Here is an 18,144-nt window from a genome sequence, read left to right as displayed (position 1 = left end):
GCGCGGCGCAGGCCTCGGGAACGATCAACCTGGGGACGGGGACTGACTCCATAACCCTTTTCAACGGGACCAACACGTTGACTGTTTCCAATACCGAGACCATCACCGGCGGCACGGGGAACGACACCATCACGCTGGGCGCGGCGCAGGCCTCTGGGGTCTTTGACTTCGGAGGCGGCGCCGACCGTCTTGTGCTGGCCAACGGGACCAACACGTTGACTGTTTCCAATACCGAGACCATCACCGGCGGCACGGGGAACGACGCCATTACGCTGGGCGCGGCGCAGGTCTCGGGAACGATCAATCTTGGAGCGGGCACCGCCGACGCGCTGACGCTTGCCGACGGGACCAACACGTTGACTGTTTCCAACGCCGAGACCATCACCGGCGGCACGGGGAACGACGCCATTACGCTGGGCGCGACGCAGGTCTCGGGGGTCTTTGACTTCGGAGGCGGCGCCGACCGTCTTGTGCTGGCCAACGGGACCAACACGTTGACTGTTTCCAATACCGAGACCATCACCGGCGGCACGGGGAACGACGCCATTACGCTGGGCGCGGCGCAGGTCTCGGGAACGATCAATCTTGGAGCGGGCACCGCCGACGCGCTGACGCTTGCCGACGGGACCAACACGTTGACTGTTTCCAACACCGAGACCATCACCGGCGGCACGGGGAACGATGCCATCACCGGCAGCGCGATCAATGAAGTCATCAGCGGCAACTCCGGCAATGACACTCTTGACGGCGGCGCCGGCAATGACACTCTCAACGGCGGTGGCGGCGCTGATATCCTGATAGGCGGCAGTGGGGTAGATATTTTCCAATACATGGCGATCACCGACGGGGCGGCGGCGGGAGCGGCTACCGGCTATGACAGGATTACCGACTTTGTTTCCGGCGCCGACAAGTTCAGCTTGCTTGATACCATGGCCGCCGCCGTTAACGATATGGGGGCAACCAATACATCTCTCTCATGGGCTACCAATGCGACGGTTGATTTTAACGCCACTCACGAGGCCTTGTTCCTGACCAATGCGGCCGGGACCACCCTTGCCGATGCCGATCTGACGGTATCCGGCTTCGCTGCTCTGATTGCCAAGATCAATGCCTATATGTCCGTCGGTTCCGCTCCAACCAGCGGCGTCGACGCCCTGATCGCCGCCCAGGGCAGCAACAGTACGGCGGTTTACTACTACGCCGAAAACGGGGCTGCGGTTGACAATATCACGGCTGACGAGTTGATCCTGGTTTCCGTGGTCGAGAACCAACAACTCGTCACCACGGATTTCATTTCCATTGCTTAATCCTGATGTCCGGCTATGCCGAGGACGTCCTGAACGAGGAAATAGCCCGCGACCCCGGCATCCACTTCCTGCCCAAGCCGTTCAGCCTGAAAGACCTGGCCGGCAAGGTAAAGGAAGTGCTGGAGGGGTAGCTCAGTCGCCGCTTTTTTTCGTTTTTAACAGGTCGGACATGCGTTTTTTCAGGTCGCTGACCTTAAAGGCCGCAACCTGATAGGCCCAGGGACCGATCCTGGCGTTCAGGTCGTCCGCCCGCTTTGCCGACTCCGGTTTCCCGTCCGCCGATTTGACCGCCGGCTTGATCCAGTGCTTGCCGCCGAGTTCAAGAAGATCGATCGCCACCGTCAGGCCGTCAAAGGTGGTCAGTTCGGCTTTGACCGTAAATTCCTCGGCGAAGGTCATCGCATCCGCCTTGTTAACGTCATCCAGTTCCAGCTTGTCGAGAGCTGCCGCCATGGCGTCGGCCGCATACTCGCTTTTCAGCTTGGCGTCGGGCGGCAGATTTTCGACGGCGTAATGCGCGTCTTCGGGGGAGGATTTTGATACCGTCAGAATCGAGGCGTCCGGGTGGCGGATGACGACTTTGGCAATGTTCTTCGGCGGAATATCGATGATCGCCTTTTCCACCCAGTCCCTCGCCCTTACGCTCACATTCAGTTCACTGCCGGCCAGCCACGTCTGATCATCATCGGGCTTGCGGATATATGTGCCGCTCAACCCTTTAAGGGCGCCGGCGTTATTTCCGACAATCAGCGCCGCCATTACCTTGCCGCCCTTGTCCTTGATGGTGATGCCCGTGGAATTTGCGTTCTCATTAGCCGGGTCCAGCAAATTTAACTGAGCATGACGTTCCTTGTTGCCGGTCTTCGCCTCCGCCTGTTCGAGGCGCGCCAGATCAAGAAGGAATTTGCGAACCGCAACGCCCTGCACCGGAAAGCCGCCCTTTTCGACGACCCCCCATCGATCCGGATAACGTTCGATGGTCATCGCGCCGTTCGGATGCTTGATGGCGATTGTGTTGACGTCATTAATAGTATTCAAAAGCCGGGGAAACGCCTTCTGCCCGGTTCCCTCGACAGCCTGACGGCTGTCCCTGGCGCCGGTTGACAACGCCGCCGCGATTACCGCGATGACGGTGACGGCGGTCAAGGCGGTCAAGGCGCCTGACTTCATGATCCGCTTCCCGTCGTCATCGCCTTGACCGAACGCCGCGAACGCTTCAAAACCATCAGCACAACGAATACCCCGCCCAGCAACAGCGGTATCGCCGCGATGTTCAGGAACTTGAGCCACGCATCAAGATTGTCGATATCTTTGCGGAGCGCAAGCTGCACATTCCTGAGTTCCTTGCGGGTGGACACCAACTCGGCGCGCAGGGTAGCCAGGGACTCCTTGTCATCAGCGGAAAGAATGGCGTTGCCGCTCTCGTCGCTTTTCCCCTGAAGCTGGGCAAGCTTCGACTGCACGTCATTAAGCTTGCCCATCAGCACTTCCTCCTTGGCGCGGAAGTTTTGCTCGGCATCGCGGCGGATTTCATCGACCATGTGGAAAGGACGCGCTATGCGAATGCGCCCGCGCAAGCCGATCAGGGCGTCGCTGCCGCTCAGGTTGTCCAGCGCGTTGATGACGAAGTCGGCATTATTGGCGAACGGTATGTATACCTTCTGACCGAGAAATTCGCTTTCCTGGACCCAGAATCTTTCGTGGAGCATATCGGCGTCGGCGACGACGATGATGTTAACGGGCGCGACGGACTCGTTTAAGTGCTTGCCGCCGCCGTCGGCCTTAGTCGTCTGATCGCCGTTCCCGCCTGATTTTGGTTTCGGCGGCCCGTCAGGGAAAGCGCTCCTGGTCGCGCCCTTTATTCGGGCGGCGAGAGTCAAAGGCTTCCCTTCGGAGCGGAAGTTGCGGAACAAGGAAACCACGTCGGGAGAAACACGCACGGCCTCGGCGTTGATCTTCATTGAATTCACGCCGGTGGTAATGATCGGGGTAAACTCCGTCGTCGCCCCTTCCGCTTTCTCCAGGATGCCGGATGACGCCATATTAATGGATTTTATGTCACCGGTGGCTACGTCGTTTTCGGCAAAATTGGCGGAGGTAAGGCCCAGCCACGCCACATAGTCGGCAACAACTATCTTTCCGCCGGCGCCGCCGGCGTTGACCCGTCTGGCCGCATCCAGGTCTCCGGCTATCTTGTCTTTATTCATGACGACGCCCCAGGCCTTGATGAGGCGATCCAGATCGGACGGACCGGCGTTGACCGCCGCTTGAGCGCTGCTCAGGAAGTCAATCTCGGCGTTGGGATCAAGGAAAACCAGCGCCTTGCCGCCGCCGAGCACGAACTGGTCGATGGCGTAAAGCGTCTTTTCGGCCAATCCCCTGGGATGAACGACCATCAGGGCGCTGAGATTGCCCGGAATCGCCTCGGCGTCGGGGTCAATCGGGATTACATAAAAGAATTCCCTGATCTGGTTGGCGATGATCCACGCCCCCGAGCGTTGCCGGCCTTCTTCGTCCCTGGCGCCTTCAATCGGCAGCGAGCTGATAAGCCCGACTGATTTTTTATCCGGGCTGGCCAGGGAATAAATGATTTTGGTCAGGTCGTATTCAATGAACTGTTCGCGTTCTCTGTTGAAAAAAGCGATAACTTCCTTGCCGTCGGTGCTGTTGACGGCGGCCAAGCCGAAATAGCCGAGATCGCCGACGCTGTTCACCGGCATTCCCTTGAGGCCGAAGGCGACGGCTTGATCCTCGGCGTCGCTGAACGGCTCAGGGTTGGCCAACTCCAATTGCAGCTTGCCGCCGGAGATGCTCCGATATTGCTCCAGCAATTCGCGTATGCGCGAATGATAGGCGGCGTGGGCCGGACTACGCTCGCCCAGCACCTTGGAAAAATAGAGCCGCACCAAAATCGGCTCGTTCAGTTTGCCGAGGACATTCCGCGTGCCGTCCGAGATCGTGTAAAGCTTGTCCTCGGTGAGGTCCATGCGCAGGGAATTAAGGGTGATGTTGGCGAAAATATTCACCGCCAGAAACAGGACGGCGGCCATGCCCAGCCCGGCCATGGTGGTTTTTGAGCGATCCATCTTTCCCGGGAAATTCATGCGACCTTCCTGAGATCGACGACGACGACGTTGGCGAACAGCCAGAAGGCGATCATCGATCCGTAATAAATGACATCCCTGATGTCGATCACGCCGCCGGTTACCGACATAAAATGGGTGAGGAAACTGAGAGAGGCGATAACCTCGATAAACACCTCCGGCGTCCAGCCGCGAAAGAAGTTCAACACCAGTTCGATGCCGCTCATGGTGAACAAAAAGCACACCGTCGCGGCGACAATAAAGGCGATAACCTGATTTCTGGTCAACGCCGAGACGCAACTGCCGATAGCGAGAAAAGCGCCGGCCATGAAAAAGCTGCCGAGATAGCTTGCTACGATAACGCCGTTATCGGGATCGCCCAGCACGTTGACGGTGATCCATATGGGAGCGGTCAGCCCGAGCGCGATGCCGATGAATGCCCAGGCCGCCAGGAACTTGCCCGCGACCGCTTCGGTGGTGGTGATCGGCAAGGTCATGAGCAGCTCGATGGTTCCCGACTTGCGCTCCTCTGCCCACAGCCGCATGGCGACCGCCGGAACCAGAAGGAGATAAAGCCACGGGTGATAGGTGAAGAAAGATAACAAATCAGCCTGCCCGCGTTCAAAGAACCCGCCGATAAAGAAAGCGAACGCTCCGGTAAGAGCCAGAAAGATAACGATAAACACATAGGCCAGCGGAGTGGCGAAATAACCGGCGAACTCGCGCCTGGTGATAATAAGAACGTTACGCATCCCTGTCGCCTCCATCCCTTGCGCCTGCGGTAATCTCACGGAACACTTCGTCCAGCGATCCCCTTTCGATGGACATTTCCTGAAGCTCCAGCCCCTTGTCCCTGACCATGGCGCCTATTTCTACGGCGATGTTGCCGCCGTCCCTGGCGAAGATGCGCAGTCCGGCGGCGCCGTCAATATCATCCAGCGTTTCAACGCGCCCGGCGGCGGGCAGCTTGCCGATCTCGGCGCAAACTTTTTTGGCCTTGTCGGCGGCGACCCTGATGACGACGGCGTTATGGTTAGGCGCCTTGGCCAGCAACTCCTCGGGCGTGCCGTCGGCAAGCAGGCGGCCTTTGGCGATGATTACGGCGCGGGTGCATACGGCCTCGACTTCTTCCAGAATGTGCGTGGAGATGATGATTGCCTTGTCGGCGGCCATATTGCGGATCAAGGCGCGGACATGGTGCTTCTGATTGGGGTCCAGGCCGTCGGTCGGTTCGTCCATGATCAGCACTTCCGGGTCATGGAGAATCGCCTGGGCGAGGCCGACCCGGCGCTTGAAGCCCTTTGAAAGAGTGTCGATCTGCTGGTTAAGGACGTCTTGCAGCTCCACCTTGTCGACGGCCTCGGCGATGCGCCTGCGGCTTTCGGCGCCGCTGAAGCCACGGATTTCCGAGATGAAGGACAAGAATGCCGCCGGCGTCATGTCGCCGTAGGTGGGCGCGCCCTCGGGCAGATAGCCGATGCGCCGCTTTACCTCAAGCGGGTTCTCGATGACGTCAAAGCCGGCGACGACGGCGGTTCCCGATGTCGGCGGCAGGAAGCCTGTGATCATCTTCATGGTGGTGGACTTGCCGGCGCCGTTGGGGCCGAGAAAACCTAAAACCTCTCCCCGCGCTACCGACATGGAAACGTCATCGACGGCGAGAAGCGTCCCGAAGCGCTTGGTCAGGGACTTAAGGGCGATCATCTCCGCCATATATCACGGCTCCTAAAATCTTTTAACATCAGGCTCTCTAATAGTTATCAGGCCCCGGCATTGCGGCAAAAAAATGACATGCTGATTCGATTTACGGGGTGGGATATATTTTTGAGGGGGCGGGTTGTCAAGACACGGTCGCTTAAAAATACGCGGAGGTCAATAATAACCATGGGACACGATGATGAATAAAATTTTAGCGATTATGCTGGCAGGGGCGGCGTGTCTCGCCGGCTTGCCGGCCGGAGCCGCCGAAGTCGGGCGGTTTCAGGCGGTCGTCGCCGACAGCGTGGTCCTGATTGATACGCTTACCGGGCGTTCATGGATGCTGTCGAAAGAGGGCGGTTGGCACGTTATTCCCTTCGTTCATGACGCCGGGCAGGAGCCGGCCGTCGGCTCAAACACTCCGGAAGGCCCGGCGACGCCGATGGAGCGCTGGCGTAAGGATGCCGGCGCACGGCGTCTCGACCAAATGAAGCCCTCGATGGATCAAAACAAACCGCCCGCCGATAAAGACACGGTAAGAAAGGTTCTCGAAGGGCTTGGGAAAACCACGCCTTAACGCATTTCACGCGAAGACGCGAAGACAAAAGGAGGGGTAAGCCGCCATGCAGATTGAGAAAACAGATGGCGTCCGGCGGATCGTCAATGGTCATGATGACTTTGCGTCTTCGCGCCTTCGCGTGAACAAACAAGAATCATGGAATCCAATCAGGGGAACTACTTCGACTTTTTGATGTCGCGCAGGGCGACCGTGCGATTGAAGATGATGTTGTCCCCGGTGGAATCCTTGTCCGGGCAGAAATAGCCTTGGCGTTCAAACTGCACCGTTTCGCCATGAGGAGCATCAGCCAGGGCCGGCTCCAGTTTGCAGCCTTTGAGCACGGTCAGCGAGTTCGGGTTGATGTCGTCGAGGAAATCGCCGTTCCTGCCCGGATCAGGTTCGGTGAACAGATAGTCATAAAGACACACCTTGGCGGTCGCGGCATGGGCGGCGGACACCCAGTGGATGGTGGCCTTTACCTTGCGTCCGTCAGGAGCGTTGCCGCCCCTGGTATTCGGATCATAGACGCAGCGCAGTTCGACCACCTCCCCCGCCCCGTCCTTAACGGCCTCAACGCAGGTGAGGAAGTAGGCATAGCGCAAGCGCACCTCGCGGCCGGGAGCGAGACGGAAAAACTCCTTTGTCGGAGTCTCCATAAAATCGTCACGCTCGATATAAAGTTCGCGGGCAAAAGGCAACAAACGGCATCCGGCGGCTTCGTCTTCCGGGTTATTGACGGCAGGCAGGTCCTCAACGCGGCCTTCCGGGAAATTGGCAATGACCACCTTGAGAGGCCTGAGCACCGCCATGAAGCGCGGGGCCGTCTTGTTCAGCAGTTCGCGGACGCAATGCTCCAGCAGGGCCGCTTCGACCGTGCTGTTGGCCTTGGCGACGCCGATGCGGCCGGCGAAGTCGCGGATGGCGGCGGCGGGGAAGCCGCGCCGTCTGAGGCCGGAGATGGTCGGCAGACGGGGATCGTCCCAGCCTCCGACATGCCCGTCGGCGACCAGTTGAAGCAGCTTGCGCTTTGACAACACGGTATAGGTGATGTTGAGGCGCGCAAATTCGTACTGCCGGGGACGCGACGGCGTCGGCAAATTGTCGATAAACCAGTCGTAAAGAGGCCGATGGTCCTCGAACTCCATGGTGCAGATGGAATGAGTGACGCCTTCGATGGCGTCCGACTGGCCATGGGTGAAATCATAGGTGGGGTAGATGCGCCATTTGTCGCCGGTGCGAGGATGATCGGCATGGAGAATGCGGTAGATCACCGGGTCGCGCATATTGATGTTGCCCGAACTCATGTCGATTTTAGCGCGCAGCACCCGCTCGCCGTCCTTGAACTCGCCGGCGCGCATACGCCTGAACAGGTCCAGGTTTTCCTCTGCGGAGCGGTTGCGATGCGGGCTATCCTTTCCGGGCGCGGTCAGGGTGCCTCGATATCGGCGCATCTCATCGGGCGATAGATCGTCAACATAAGCCTTGCCCTTGCCGATCAGAAGAACGGCCCACTCATACAGCGTCTCGAAATAGTCGGAGGAAAAGTAAAGGTGCTCGCCCCAATCAAAGCCGAGCCAGCGCACATCCTCCTGAATGGATTCGATGTATTCCATCTCCTCCCTGAGCGGGTTGGTGTCGTCAAAGCGCAGGTGGCAGCGTCCGCCGAACTCCTCGGCGACGGAGAAATTAAGACAGATCGACTTGGCGTGGCCGATATGCAGATAACCGTTAGGCTCCGGCGGAAAGCGGGTGACCACAAAAGCCGTGCGCCCCGCCTCAATATCGCCGCGTATGATGTCGCGGATAAAGTCTCTGGCCGCTTCGCTCATCCCAAAGCCTGTATGTCATTGAAAAAATGGCTGGGGTGGTAGGAATCGAACCCACAACTTTCCGGATCAGAACCGGACGTTCTACCAATTGAACTACACCCCAGACTATTTTCTAACACAGCATTTTCGTCTTGGGTAGACGGTACGCGACAGGGCAATCAACTGAATGTCAAGAGTCGTTCACAACGGCCCGTCTTGTTCGTCATGCGCGGGCTTGACCCGCGCATCCACGTCTTTTCGTTCGTCGCCAAGGCAAAGAAGGCGTGGATGGCCGGGTCTTCGCCCGGCCATGACGGTAAAATAAGATCAAGTTCTTTCAGTAAATTGCCCTGCGGTATGCGGGGTGTTTATCGTCCCTAGAGAAGCTTGTTCAGCATATCCTTGGTGACCATGGTGACGCCGCCCTCGGTGATGTGAAAGCGCGAAGCGTCGAGTTTCTTGTCTACGCCGATTTTCATCCCTATCGGGATTTTACAGTCGCTGTCGATAAGGGCCTTTTTGATGATCGCGTTGCGACCGATATCGGCGCCGGGCAGGACAACCGTGTCCTCGACCAGACAATAGGAATTAACCCGGACATTGTTGAAGAGGACCGAGCGCCTGACCGTTCCGCCGGAAATGATGCACCCCGCCGACACCAGCGAGTCAACGGCCATGCCCCGGCGTTCTTCGTCGTCAAAGATGAATTTGGCCGAAGGCCGCTGTTCCTGGTAGGTCCAGATCGGCCAATCCGTGCCGTAAAGGTCCAGCGCCGGAGTTATGGTCGCCAAATCCATGTTGGCTTTCCAATAGGCGTCAATGGCGCCGACATCGCGCCAATAAGGCTCTTCACCGGCTTTGTTCATGACGCAACTGTCGGCGAAGCGGTGAGCATACAGCTTGCAGTCCGACACCAGATAGGGCAGCAAATCCTTGCCGAAGTCATGGGAAGACCCTTCAGCCTTGGCGTCGCGGTGCAAGTGGCTGAACAGAAAGCCGGCGTTGAAGATATATATGCCCATAGAGGCAAAGGCCCGATCCGGCCGGCCGGGAATACAGGGAGGATTGTCCGGCTTTTCCAGAAAATTAACGATGTTATCGTGATCGCCGACGCCGACTACGCCGAACCCCTTGGCGTCCTCGATGGGGACATCGACGCAGGCCACCGTCACCTCGGCGCCGCGCTTGATATGCTGGGCCAGCATCTTGGCGTAGTTCTGCTTGTAGACGTGGTCGCCGGCCAGCACCAGGATATACTCGGCGCCGTAGGACTTTATGGTTTCAATATTCTGGTAGACGGCGTCCGCCGTGCCTCTGTACCAGCTTTCGTCTTCGGTTTGTTGCTGGGCCGGCCATACCTCGATGAATTCCCGAAGCTCGGCCTTCAGGAAGCCCCAGCCGCGCTGGACATGCTGAATCAGAACATGCGCCTTGTACTGGGTAAGCACGGCTATCCGGCGAACGCCGGAATTGATGCAGTTGGACAGGGGGAAGTCGATGATCCGGTACTTGCCGGCAAACGGCAGCGCCGGCTTGGCGACGATGTCGGTAAGGCTCAACAGCCTGCTCCCCCTGCCGCCGGCCAGCACCAAGGCCAGGGTGCTCTTCAGTGCGGCGTTAACGTCGATTTCTTTTCTGTGAGGCATAGGCGGTTATCTCACATTTTTACGCAACAAGCCACACATATAGATTGCGCATATGGACTCTACAGGAAACCTGTTCCAATGGCGGCATGATTTGGATACTGTCGCCGTGCATTCAAATATTATCCGGGAAATGTAGGTTCGGAAATGACGGCTCAATGTTTCTCTCCCGTGAAAGCCTGCCGTATTTGCCGCAGCGGCGGACTGGTCGAGCTTTTCTCCCTCGGCAACCAGTCATTGTCCGGGCGGTTTCCCGGACCTGATGAACCCGACCCGCCTTCGGCTCCGCTGACAATTGTGAAGTGCGGAGAATGTGGACTTGTCCAGCTCAGGGACACGGTCGATTTCAGCCAGCTTTACACCTCCGGATACGGATACCGTTCCGGTACAAACATGAGCATGCGCAACCATTTAGCCGGAATTGCAAATTGGATTAAGCAACGTTGCGACCTGCAAAGCGGGGACATTGTCGTTGATATCGGAAGCAATGACGAAACACTCTTGAAGAATTTTGATAACGCCGGCTTACGGCGTTTCGGCATAGACCCCCTTATAGGAAAGTTTTCTGATTTATATTCATCGGATGTAAAAACTTATGAGGGGTTTTTCTCAAGATCAGCCTTCGAAAAATTGGCCCCATCGGGTAAAGCCAAGGTCATAACGTCCATATCAATGTTTTATGACCTTGAAAACCCGAAAGAATTTGTAACCGATATCTCTGATATATTGGATAAAAACGGGATATGGGTGCTTGAGCAAAGCTATCTTCCCGCCATGATGGAGAATAATTCTTTTGATACGATTTGCCATGAACACCTGGAATATTACTGCTTAAAGCAGATTGAATATTTAATGGAAAGGTGCGGGCTTCGGGTTTTTGACGCCGAACGAAACGATTGCAACGGCGGCAGCCTGAGAATCGCCGCATGTCACAAGAACGGCCCTTATTCCGACAATCTTGCCTCCCTCAATTCCCTGCGTGAATTTGAAGACGATCTCGGTCTTGATGACATAAAACTGTTTGATGATTTCTTCACGCGCATCTCGTTGATTCGAAATCGCCTTGTCGAACTTGTGAAAAGAGAAACCGCCGCCGGAAAAAAAATCTATCTTTACGGCGCCTCAACGAAAGGGAACATACTTCTTCAATACTGCGGCATAGACCATAACATGATCATTGCCGCTGCGGAAAGGAACCCGGAAAAATGGGGATGCCGAACTCCGGGAACCGCCATACCGATCATATCCGAAGAGGAGGCCAGACGCGCAAATCCTGACTATTTCCTTGTTCTGCCGTGGCATTTTCGTAGGGAATTCATCCACCGCGAATCTGAATTTCTTAAACAGGGCGGAAAGCTGATTTTTCCCCTGCCTGAGGTTGAAATCGTCGATAAGACCATCTTCTCCGCCGATGACGCATAAGAATGACACAGCCCTGATCGTCGGATGCAAAGGTCAGGACGGAACTTTGCTGAGTCGGCAATTATCGGAAATCAATGTCAAGGCGTACGGCATCAGCCGCTCCGGCCTCCATGGTCCCGACGGTAAATTGTGCGGCAAGGTTTCAATCGGCAACGCAACGGCGGTTAAAGAGACAATTTTAACAATACGCCCGGAGAAAATTTTCTATCTGGCGGCGTATCATCATTCCTCGCAAGAAGCTGCGGCATCCGACCCGATGATCATGCGGCGGAGTTTTTCCGTTCATGTCTTCGGCTTGCTGAACATCCTTCAGGCCATGCTTGTTCATGCCCCATCCGCACGATTGTTCTATGCCGCCTCCAGCCATATATTCGGCATTCCGCGAGAGACACCTCAAGACGAGACCACGCCCATGGAGCCGATCTCGCCCTACGGAATATCAAAGGCCGCCGGAGTAAATATCTGTCGAATGTACCGTCAACATAACAATCTTTATTGCAGCGTCGGGATTCTATACAATCACGAATCGCCGCACCGCTCCGCTCGTTTTGTTACCGTCAAGATTGTACGATCCGCTGTCGCCATTGAACGAGGCGCAAGGGACAGGCTTGTTCTTGGTAATTTGGACAGCAAGGTTAATTGGGGCTATGCGCCTGAATACACCGATGCAATGATGCGAATTCTTGAGCTGGACCATGCAGATGATTTTATAATCTCCAGCGGGCGGGTAAACACCATCAGGGACTTTGTCGAGGCCGTTTTCGATTATATCGGCCTGAACTGGCGCGATCATGTCATTCAAGATTCATCTCTGCTGGAAAAGGCGGAAATGGAAAGCTTTTTCGTCGGTGACAGCGCCCGGTTGCGGGAGGCGACGGCATGGCGACCGCATGCCGGCATCGGCCAGATAGCAAAGATCATGGTTGACGCCGAAAGGCAAAGGGTCTGAGCGGTATGTATGAATAATAATATGGGCCTGCTTATCATGATTCCGACCTATAACGAGGTCGAGAATGTGCCGTTGATCGTTTCCAAAATTAGAAGCACCGGCCTTGAAACGGAAATCCTGTTTGTTGATGACAATTCTCCTGACGGCACGGGAAAAATTCTGGATCAGTTCGTCAGGGATGATAACCGCATCCACGTTCTGCATCGGGCAGGCAAACTCGGCATCGGGTCCGCTCACATAGAAGGAATTAAATGGGCTTGTGAGCACGGCTTTAGAACTCTGGTCACCATGGACGCCGATCATACCCACGACCCGGAGGATATCCCCGATTTTCTGCGCCTCTCCCGACAAGACACCGTTGTTGTGGGATCAAGATTTATCAATCCCGACAGTCTGGACGGGTGGGTGTTAATGAGAAAATTATTGACTCATTTCGGCCATTTAATGACCAGGAATATTCTTGGCCTTCCCTATGATGCGACGGGAGCTTTTCGCGCATACCCTCTGAACCGGACTATCCTCGGCATTATTGAAATGGTGGAAAACCGGGGCTATGCGTTTTTCTACGAGAGCCTTTCACGGCTTCACGCCAACGGCATTCCCATCGCTGAAGTTCCTATCAAGCTTCCGCCCCGGACCTACGGGCATTCAAAAATGCGCTTCGCCGATATTGCGAACAGCGGTCTTTCCCTGATTTCCCTGGGTATGCGCCTGAAGTTTTCGCTACGGAAAATGATTTATGCGACCCCCTGCCCGAATTCGCCCGAGGCTGAAAAGGACGCGGCAAGAGATCATTGGGACGCCTATTGGAGCCGAGAAAATTACGAAGGAAAACGGTTGTATGATTTAATCGCCGGCCTGTATCGCCGCTTCCTCTTCCGCCCGGCGCTTAACCATTTCCTTAAAAGATATTTTGTCGACGGCTCCCGGCTTCTGCACGCCGGATGCGGAAGCGGCGAGGTTGACGTTGACGCGGCGAAGATATTTCATGTGGACGCGCTTGATTTCTCTCCGGTAGCGCTGAACGAATATGCCCGCCGGCATCCGATACGCCGGAACCTCATCCTGGGGAATATTTTTGAGATACCTTCCGAAAAGGCGGCTTATGACGGCATATTTAATCTTGGAGTGATGGAGCATTTCACCGAAAAGGAAATTCCATCAATACTTGATGAATTCAATCGTGTTATTAAACCCGGCGGACGTCTGGTTCTTTTCTGGCCCCCATCATGGGGGCTTACGGTAAATGCATTCAAGATGATACACTTTGTGCTGAGCCGGTTATTCGGAAATGATCGGCAATTGCATCCATCCGAGCACACCTACATAACATCGCGAAACCAGACCGAACAATGGCTTGCCGGATCGGGTTTTGAGTTAGTGGAGTTCTATTTCGGAGTTCGAGACTTTTTCTCTCATCAGGTCATCGTGGCCGAAAAGAGAAAAGAACAGATATGACCCTAAATAAACCCGTGGTCTCGAAAAGTAACATTAGCTGTAACCTGTGCGGCGGCGATGATCATGAATTATTGCACCATGATGAAATCGGCGACCGCCCGCCCACGGTAGATTATGATTTCAGCCCTGAAACCAGACTGACATACGCAATTGTAAAATGCCGGGGATGCGGTCTGGTCTTTACCAATCCCATGCCCGATCTGAGTTCCGCATACAAAGACACCGTTGATGAGACGTATCTGTCATCGGAAAGCCAGCGCCGCCTGACTTCCCGCAGAGTGTTGAAGCATATTCGAGAGATTGTCCCCGGCGGGCGTCTCCTGGATGTAGGGTGTTCGACAGGGATATTCCTTGATGAAGCAAAGGAATTCTATGAGGTGGAGGGCATAGAGCTTTCAAAATGGGCGGCGCTTATCGCCTCGCAACGCCATGCGATTCACCATGAACCGCTGAGCGACACCGGCTTCAATCAACATTTCGACGTCCTGACTATGCTCGGCGTCATTGAGCATCTGGACAATCCTCAAAAGGAAATTGATTGCGCCGCAAAGGCCCTTAAGCCCGGCGGAATCATCGTTGTCTATACCGGCGATATAGACGCATGGTTGCCGCGATTGCTTGGAAAACGCTGGTGGTGGTTTCAGGGGATGCACCTGCATTACTTCTCCCGGCGAACCTTGGGCGCTATGATGGAAAAAGCCGGATTCGAGGTTATCGACCACAGGACGCATGTGGTTCATTTCCAGCTTTTTTCTCTGGCGGTAAGCCTCAAGCGTTATTGGATCGGCAACCTTATATATCCGTTTCTTACCATGGCGCCGTTTCGTAATCTCATGTTGCCGTTAAAGCTGAACGGCGAGATGCTGTTGATCGCTCGTCGCCGATCATAGGGTCATCATGAGCATTGTTGAAAAATTATCTGAGGCCGGCGGCAAGAGACGGCATTTTTTGTCATTTATTATGCCGTTTCTGTCGGTACTCGCCGTTGAATATTTCATTACCGGACGCGGATATCTCATCGGAAAATTCGATGCCTTGGCATTTATGTTCTGCGCCGGAACCAAGGGAACGGCAATAACCACATACCACCATCCCGGATATCTGACGCAGGAGATCGGTTCGTTCCTGGTATTTCTTTCCGGCGCCGACGGAAGCGGAGAGGCCGTTGATCGTTTTTTTGTCCTCGGCATTTTATTTATTATCCTGATGGTGTTTTTGTGCGGATGGATAAGCGCCGCACTGGCCGAACGCGGGCGAATTCCATGGTTCGTGACGCTGTGCTTGAGCGTTATCATGGCGACAATGCCGGCCATGGCGGCGTTCTCGACTATTTTTAACAACTACATTATATATGGTTTATTATTAGTACCGCTCTCTATAGGTTTGTATGCTGTACTTGCAAAGAAAGAAAATGATCTTCTTGTAACTTTATCGACGTTTTTTCTTTTTGGCCTGGCAACGTCGTTATTATATATCTCCATTGTTTTTGCCATTCCTGTCGCGCTTGTTCTTGCCGCCGACTTTATTTTTACGCGACGAGATATTTTATCAAAGAGATTCGCCGGCGAATGCCCCCCGCCGACGGAACGGGCTTTGCTGATAGTTGCCGTTATCGCCGTTTTCCTTTTAACCTTTGAGTTTTCGATTACGGCATATGGATACTTTCAAAGCCTGGAGCCGGATTATCTGTTTGCAAATATGATCGCCTTCAAAGGGCTGATCTGGAAGTCCTGGGTCATCATACTTATTCCCGGAGCATTCACCGCCTGGGGAATGTTTTGGTCGGCTAAAATTTCAGAACCGTCGCGCCTGTTCGTAACCAGGGCGTTCGGGCCGTCCCTGCTGGGCTTCCTCGTCGGCGCGAATGTCTACAGCCATTCGTGGATTTCTACCGGCCTGATCGCGTACAAAAACCAGGGTGGACTAAAAAACGCCGGCTGGGAGACGTATTTGCAGGCGCTGCCCGTGAATGGGCTGACCCTGCAATTGGGTCTTTGCCTGATCGTTGCGCTGACGGTCGGCGTCCACGGGCTGATTCGCCGCAATGACAGGGCTTTTATATTTGCCGCTTTAGCCGTCATGGGAATTTCCATCAACATAATCATCGGCGCCCCGAAAGTCGCCGGTGAGGCTTTTTCTTCGATAAATACCTTTGGACTTAAAGAGCGGCTTTTCATCTCATCCATGGTCTGTCTGATGACCTTTCTTGTTTGGATGTCCAAAACCACCCGGCGTTGGTTGAATTTCACGCTCCTCATCGCAATAAGCGGGATCGGGATAGTTTCGTATTTTCTGGAGTACATCCAAGGCAATAAGGAATTTATCCGGGAGGCAACCGCCGTAAACCGCGAGGTGGAGGAAACCATCGCCACATATCTGGGGAACAATCCGGACGGGGCGGTCTTTTGCATCCGTGACGAGATTGCCGAGACTTGTTACCGGTCATATGCCTACAACCGCTGTTACCTGGGCGCCTCCGCCCAAGGCAGGAAAGAGGCCGACTGGTGGACCCATGGCGGAAAGGTCCGGTTTGCGGCGACGGTGGATGAGGCTTTCGAGGCTGTTCGGACGGGCGGCTACAAACAACAATGGCCGGACCATGGCCTTTTTATCGGCGCCGAACAGAAGCTTCATGAATATGCGCGCAAGAAAATCGTATCGAGAAACGGCATCGAAGCGTCTTTGGTCGCCTTGCCGAAGTAAAAAAGCGGTCAACTGACTGGGCGTAATCCGGCAACTATGATAGTTACCCTCCATGAGAATTTTATTCGCCGTTGCCGAAGCCTATCCGCTGGTCAAGACCGGCGGCTTGGCCGATGTCGCTTCCGGGTTGCCGGCGGCATTGGCCGCCCTCGGCAATGACGTGCGAATTATCCTGCCCGCCTACCCGGAAGCCCTGGCCAAGGCGGATGCGAAAGGCGCAAGCGCGCCGCTTGGAGACCCGCTGGGCGCCGGAGAGACCGGGTTGCTGCCCTGCCGCATGCCCGATAGCGGTGTGCCGGCGTTGCTGGTTGATTGTCCGGCCCTGTTTGACCGTCCGGGAAGCCTTTACCAGGATGCGAAAGGCCATGTCTGGCCCGACAACCATCTGCGCTTTGCCCTGCTGTCCAAGGCGGCGGCCATGGTCGCAAGCGGCGGCGCCGTAGACGGTTGGCGACCGGATGTGCTGCACGCCAATGATTGGCATACAGGCCTGATTCCGCTTTATCTGAAGCGGTGGGACGGGGCGCGCACCCCGTCCGTCTTTACTATCCACAATCTTCACTACCAGGGCCTTTTTGAGCGTGCGGTGCTGCAAAGCATCGGTCTGAGCAGCGACCTGTTTTCCATCGACGGCGTCGAGTATCACGGCAAGGTCTCGTTCATGAAGGCGGGGCTACAGTTTTCGGATCGCATCACCACGGTAAGCCCCGCTTATGCCCGCGAAATTCAAGGCGAAGAGATGGGAGAAGGCCTGCAAGGGCTGATTCGGGCCAAGTCTCATCTGCTGCGCGGCATTCTCAACGGCGTTGATTACGGATTATGGGATTCATCCGACGACAAGGCGCTTGCCGGCGGCTACTCGGCCGCCCGGCTTGGCGGCAAAGCCGAATGCAAGCGCGCGCTGCAACGCGAGATGGGACTGAACGAAGCGGGCGATACGCCGCTTCTCGGCGTCGTCGGACGCTTTACCAGACAAAAGGGCATGGACCTGCTGCTGAAAGCGTTGGACGGCATCTTCGGCCTCGGCGCCCAGGTGACGGTTCTCGGTTCGGGCGAAGCAAAACTGGAACACGCCATGACAAAGGCGGCGAACGCTTCCCAAGGACGCATGGCGGTCAAGATCGGTTACGACGAAGAGCTGGCGCATCGCATCATAGCCGGTTCCGATATGGTCGTTATGCCTTCGCGCTTTGAACCTTGCGGCCTTACCCAGTTATACGCCTTAAGATACGGCGCCCTGCCGATAGTCCGCCGAACCGGCGGTCTCGCCGACAGCGTGATTGATATTTCCCAAGGCAAGGAGGGGACCGGTTTCGTCTTCGACGGGGCGACGGCCGGGGAACTGCTCGGCGCGGTAAAACGCGGCGTTGACCTGTATCGCCGGCCCAAGGATTGGCGGGTCGTTCAAAAAACCGCGATGACGCAGGATTTCAGTTGGAAGAAAGTAGCGAATGAATATCTGTCGCTCTATAATGAACTTCTGCCATAGGAGTTTGGAACCCGGATGCCCAAAA

13 protein-coding genes, 1 tRNA gene and 1 pseudogene are annotated in these 18,144 nt (G+C 55.6%); 8 read left to right on the top strand and 7 right to left on the bottom strand.

Annotated features, from left to right (window positions below):
* Nucleotides 1-1,307: pseudogene (locus A3H92_05540) on the top strand (hypothetical protein).
* A 132-nt stretch (nucleotides 1,308-1,439) separates the two neighbouring features.
* Here the strand turns inward: A3H92_05540 and A3H92_05535 are convergent.
* Genes A3H92_05535 through A3H92_05520 form a run of 4 tightly spaced genes read right to left on the bottom strand, consistent with a single transcriptional unit; the run spans nucleotide 1,440 to nucleotide 6,094 of the window.
* Nucleotides 1,440-2,477, bottom strand: coding sequence for a hypothetical protein (locus A3H92_05535; protein ID OHC73814.1), 1,038 nt, complete (start codon nucleotides 2,475-2,477; stop codon nucleotides 1,440-1,442).
* Nucleotides 2,474-4,393 carry a hypothetical protein gene (locus A3H92_05530; protein ID OHC73822.1) on the bottom strand — a complete coding sequence of 640 codons (1,920 nt, stop codon included), beginning with the start codon at nucleotides 4,391-4,393 and terminating at the stop codon, nucleotides 2,474-2,476. Before A3H92_05530 ends, A3H92_05535 begins: the two co-directional genes overlap by 4 nt.
* A 14-nt stretch (nucleotides 4,394-4,407) precedes the next feature.
* Entirely contained in the window at nucleotides 4,408-5,142 is a 735-nt protein-coding gene (locus A3H92_05525; protein OHC73813.1) for an ABC transporter permease, read from the bottom strand.
* Nucleotides 5,135-6,094, bottom strand: a complete 960-nt coding sequence (locus A3H92_05520) for an ABC transporter ATP-binding protein (GenBank protein ID OHC73821.1) — start codon at nucleotides 6,092-6,094, stop codon at nucleotides 5,135-5,137. The genes A3H92_05525 and A3H92_05520 overlap by 8 nt, the downstream gene beginning before the upstream one ends.
* Before the next feature lie 190 nt (nucleotides 6,095-6,284).
* Between A3H92_05520 and A3H92_05515 the strand changes: the two genes are divergently transcribed.
* Entirely contained in the window at nucleotides 6,285-6,665 is a 381-nt protein-coding gene (locus tag A3H92_05515; protein OHC73812.1) for a hypothetical protein, read from the top strand.
* 158 nt (nucleotides 6,666-6,823) lie between these two features.
* Here A3H92_05515 and A3H92_05510 read toward each other — a convergent pair whose 3' ends face one another.
* The 3 genes from A3H92_05510 to A3H92_05500 all read right to left on the bottom strand — a co-directional run bounded on the left by A3H92_05510 (nucleotide 6,824) and on the right by A3H92_05500 (nucleotide 10,101).
* Nucleotides 6,824-8,476 (bottom strand): glutamine--tRNA ligase, encoded by a 1,653-nt coding sequence (locus A3H92_05510; GenBank protein ID OHC73811.1) that lies wholly within the window; start codon nucleotides 8,474-8,476, stop codon nucleotides 6,824-6,826.
* A 27-nt stretch (nucleotides 8,477-8,503) separates the two neighbouring features.
* Nucleotides 8,504-8,579 (bottom strand) — tRNA-Gln (locus A3H92_05505).
* A gap of 253 nt (nucleotides 8,580-8,832) precedes the next feature.
* Nucleotides 8,833-10,101, bottom strand: coding sequence for a glucose-1-phosphate adenylyltransferase (locus A3H92_05500; protein OHC73810.1), 1,269 nt, complete (start codon nucleotides 10,099-10,101; stop codon nucleotides 8,833-8,835).
* Nucleotides 10,102-10,245: 144 nt separating this feature from the next.
* On the opposite strand from A3H92_05500, the gene A3H92_05495 reads away from it, so the two are divergent.
* From A3H92_05495 to A3H92_05470, 6 genes are all read left to right on the top strand, one after another.
* Complete coding sequence (locus A3H92_05495; GenBank protein OHC73809.1) at nucleotides 10,246-11,520, top strand: hypothetical protein; 1,275 nt, start codon at nucleotides 10,246-10,248, stop codon at nucleotides 11,518-11,520.
* Nucleotides 11,510-12,469 (top strand): hypothetical protein, encoded by a 960-nt coding sequence (locus A3H92_05490; GenBank protein ID OHC73808.1) that lies wholly within the window; start codon nucleotides 11,510-11,512, stop codon nucleotides 12,467-12,469. The genes A3H92_05495 and A3H92_05490 overlap by 11 nt, the downstream gene beginning before the upstream one ends.
* Before the next feature lie 9 nt (nucleotides 12,470-12,478).
* A complete protein-coding gene (locus A3H92_05485; GenBank protein OHC73807.1) occupies nucleotides 12,479-13,927 on the top strand; it encodes a hypothetical protein in 1,449 nt (482 codons plus the stop codon).
* Nucleotides 13,928-13,998: 71 nt separating this feature from the next.
* Nucleotides 13,999-14,817 carry a hypothetical protein gene (locus tag A3H92_05480; GenBank protein ID OHC73806.1) on the top strand — a complete coding sequence of 273 codons (819 nt, stop codon included), beginning with the start codon at nucleotides 13,999-14,001 and terminating at the stop codon, nucleotides 14,815-14,817.
* 7 nt (nucleotides 14,818-14,824) lie between these two features.
* Entirely contained in the window at nucleotides 14,825-16,630 is a 1,806-nt protein-coding gene (locus A3H92_05475; GenBank protein OHC73805.1) for a hypothetical protein, read from the top strand.
* A gap of 52 nt (nucleotides 16,631-16,682) precedes the next feature.
* On the top strand, nucleotides 16,683-18,119 hold the full coding sequence (locus A3H92_05470) for a starch synthase (protein OHC73804.1): 1,437 nt from the start codon (nucleotides 16,683-16,685) through the stop codon (nucleotides 18,117-18,119).
* Nucleotides 18,120-18,144 lie beyond the last annotated feature (25 nt).

It is taken from the genome of Rhodospirillales bacterium RIFCSPLOWO2_02_FULL_58_16, assembly GCA_001830425.1.
Classification (GTDB): domain Bacteria; phylum Pseudomonadota; class Alphaproteobacteria; order Rhodospirillales; family 2-02-FULL-58-16; genus 2-02-FULL-58-16.
The sequence above is the reverse complement of the archived record's forward strand: the minus strand, read 5'-3'. Positions and strand labels throughout refer to the sequence as shown.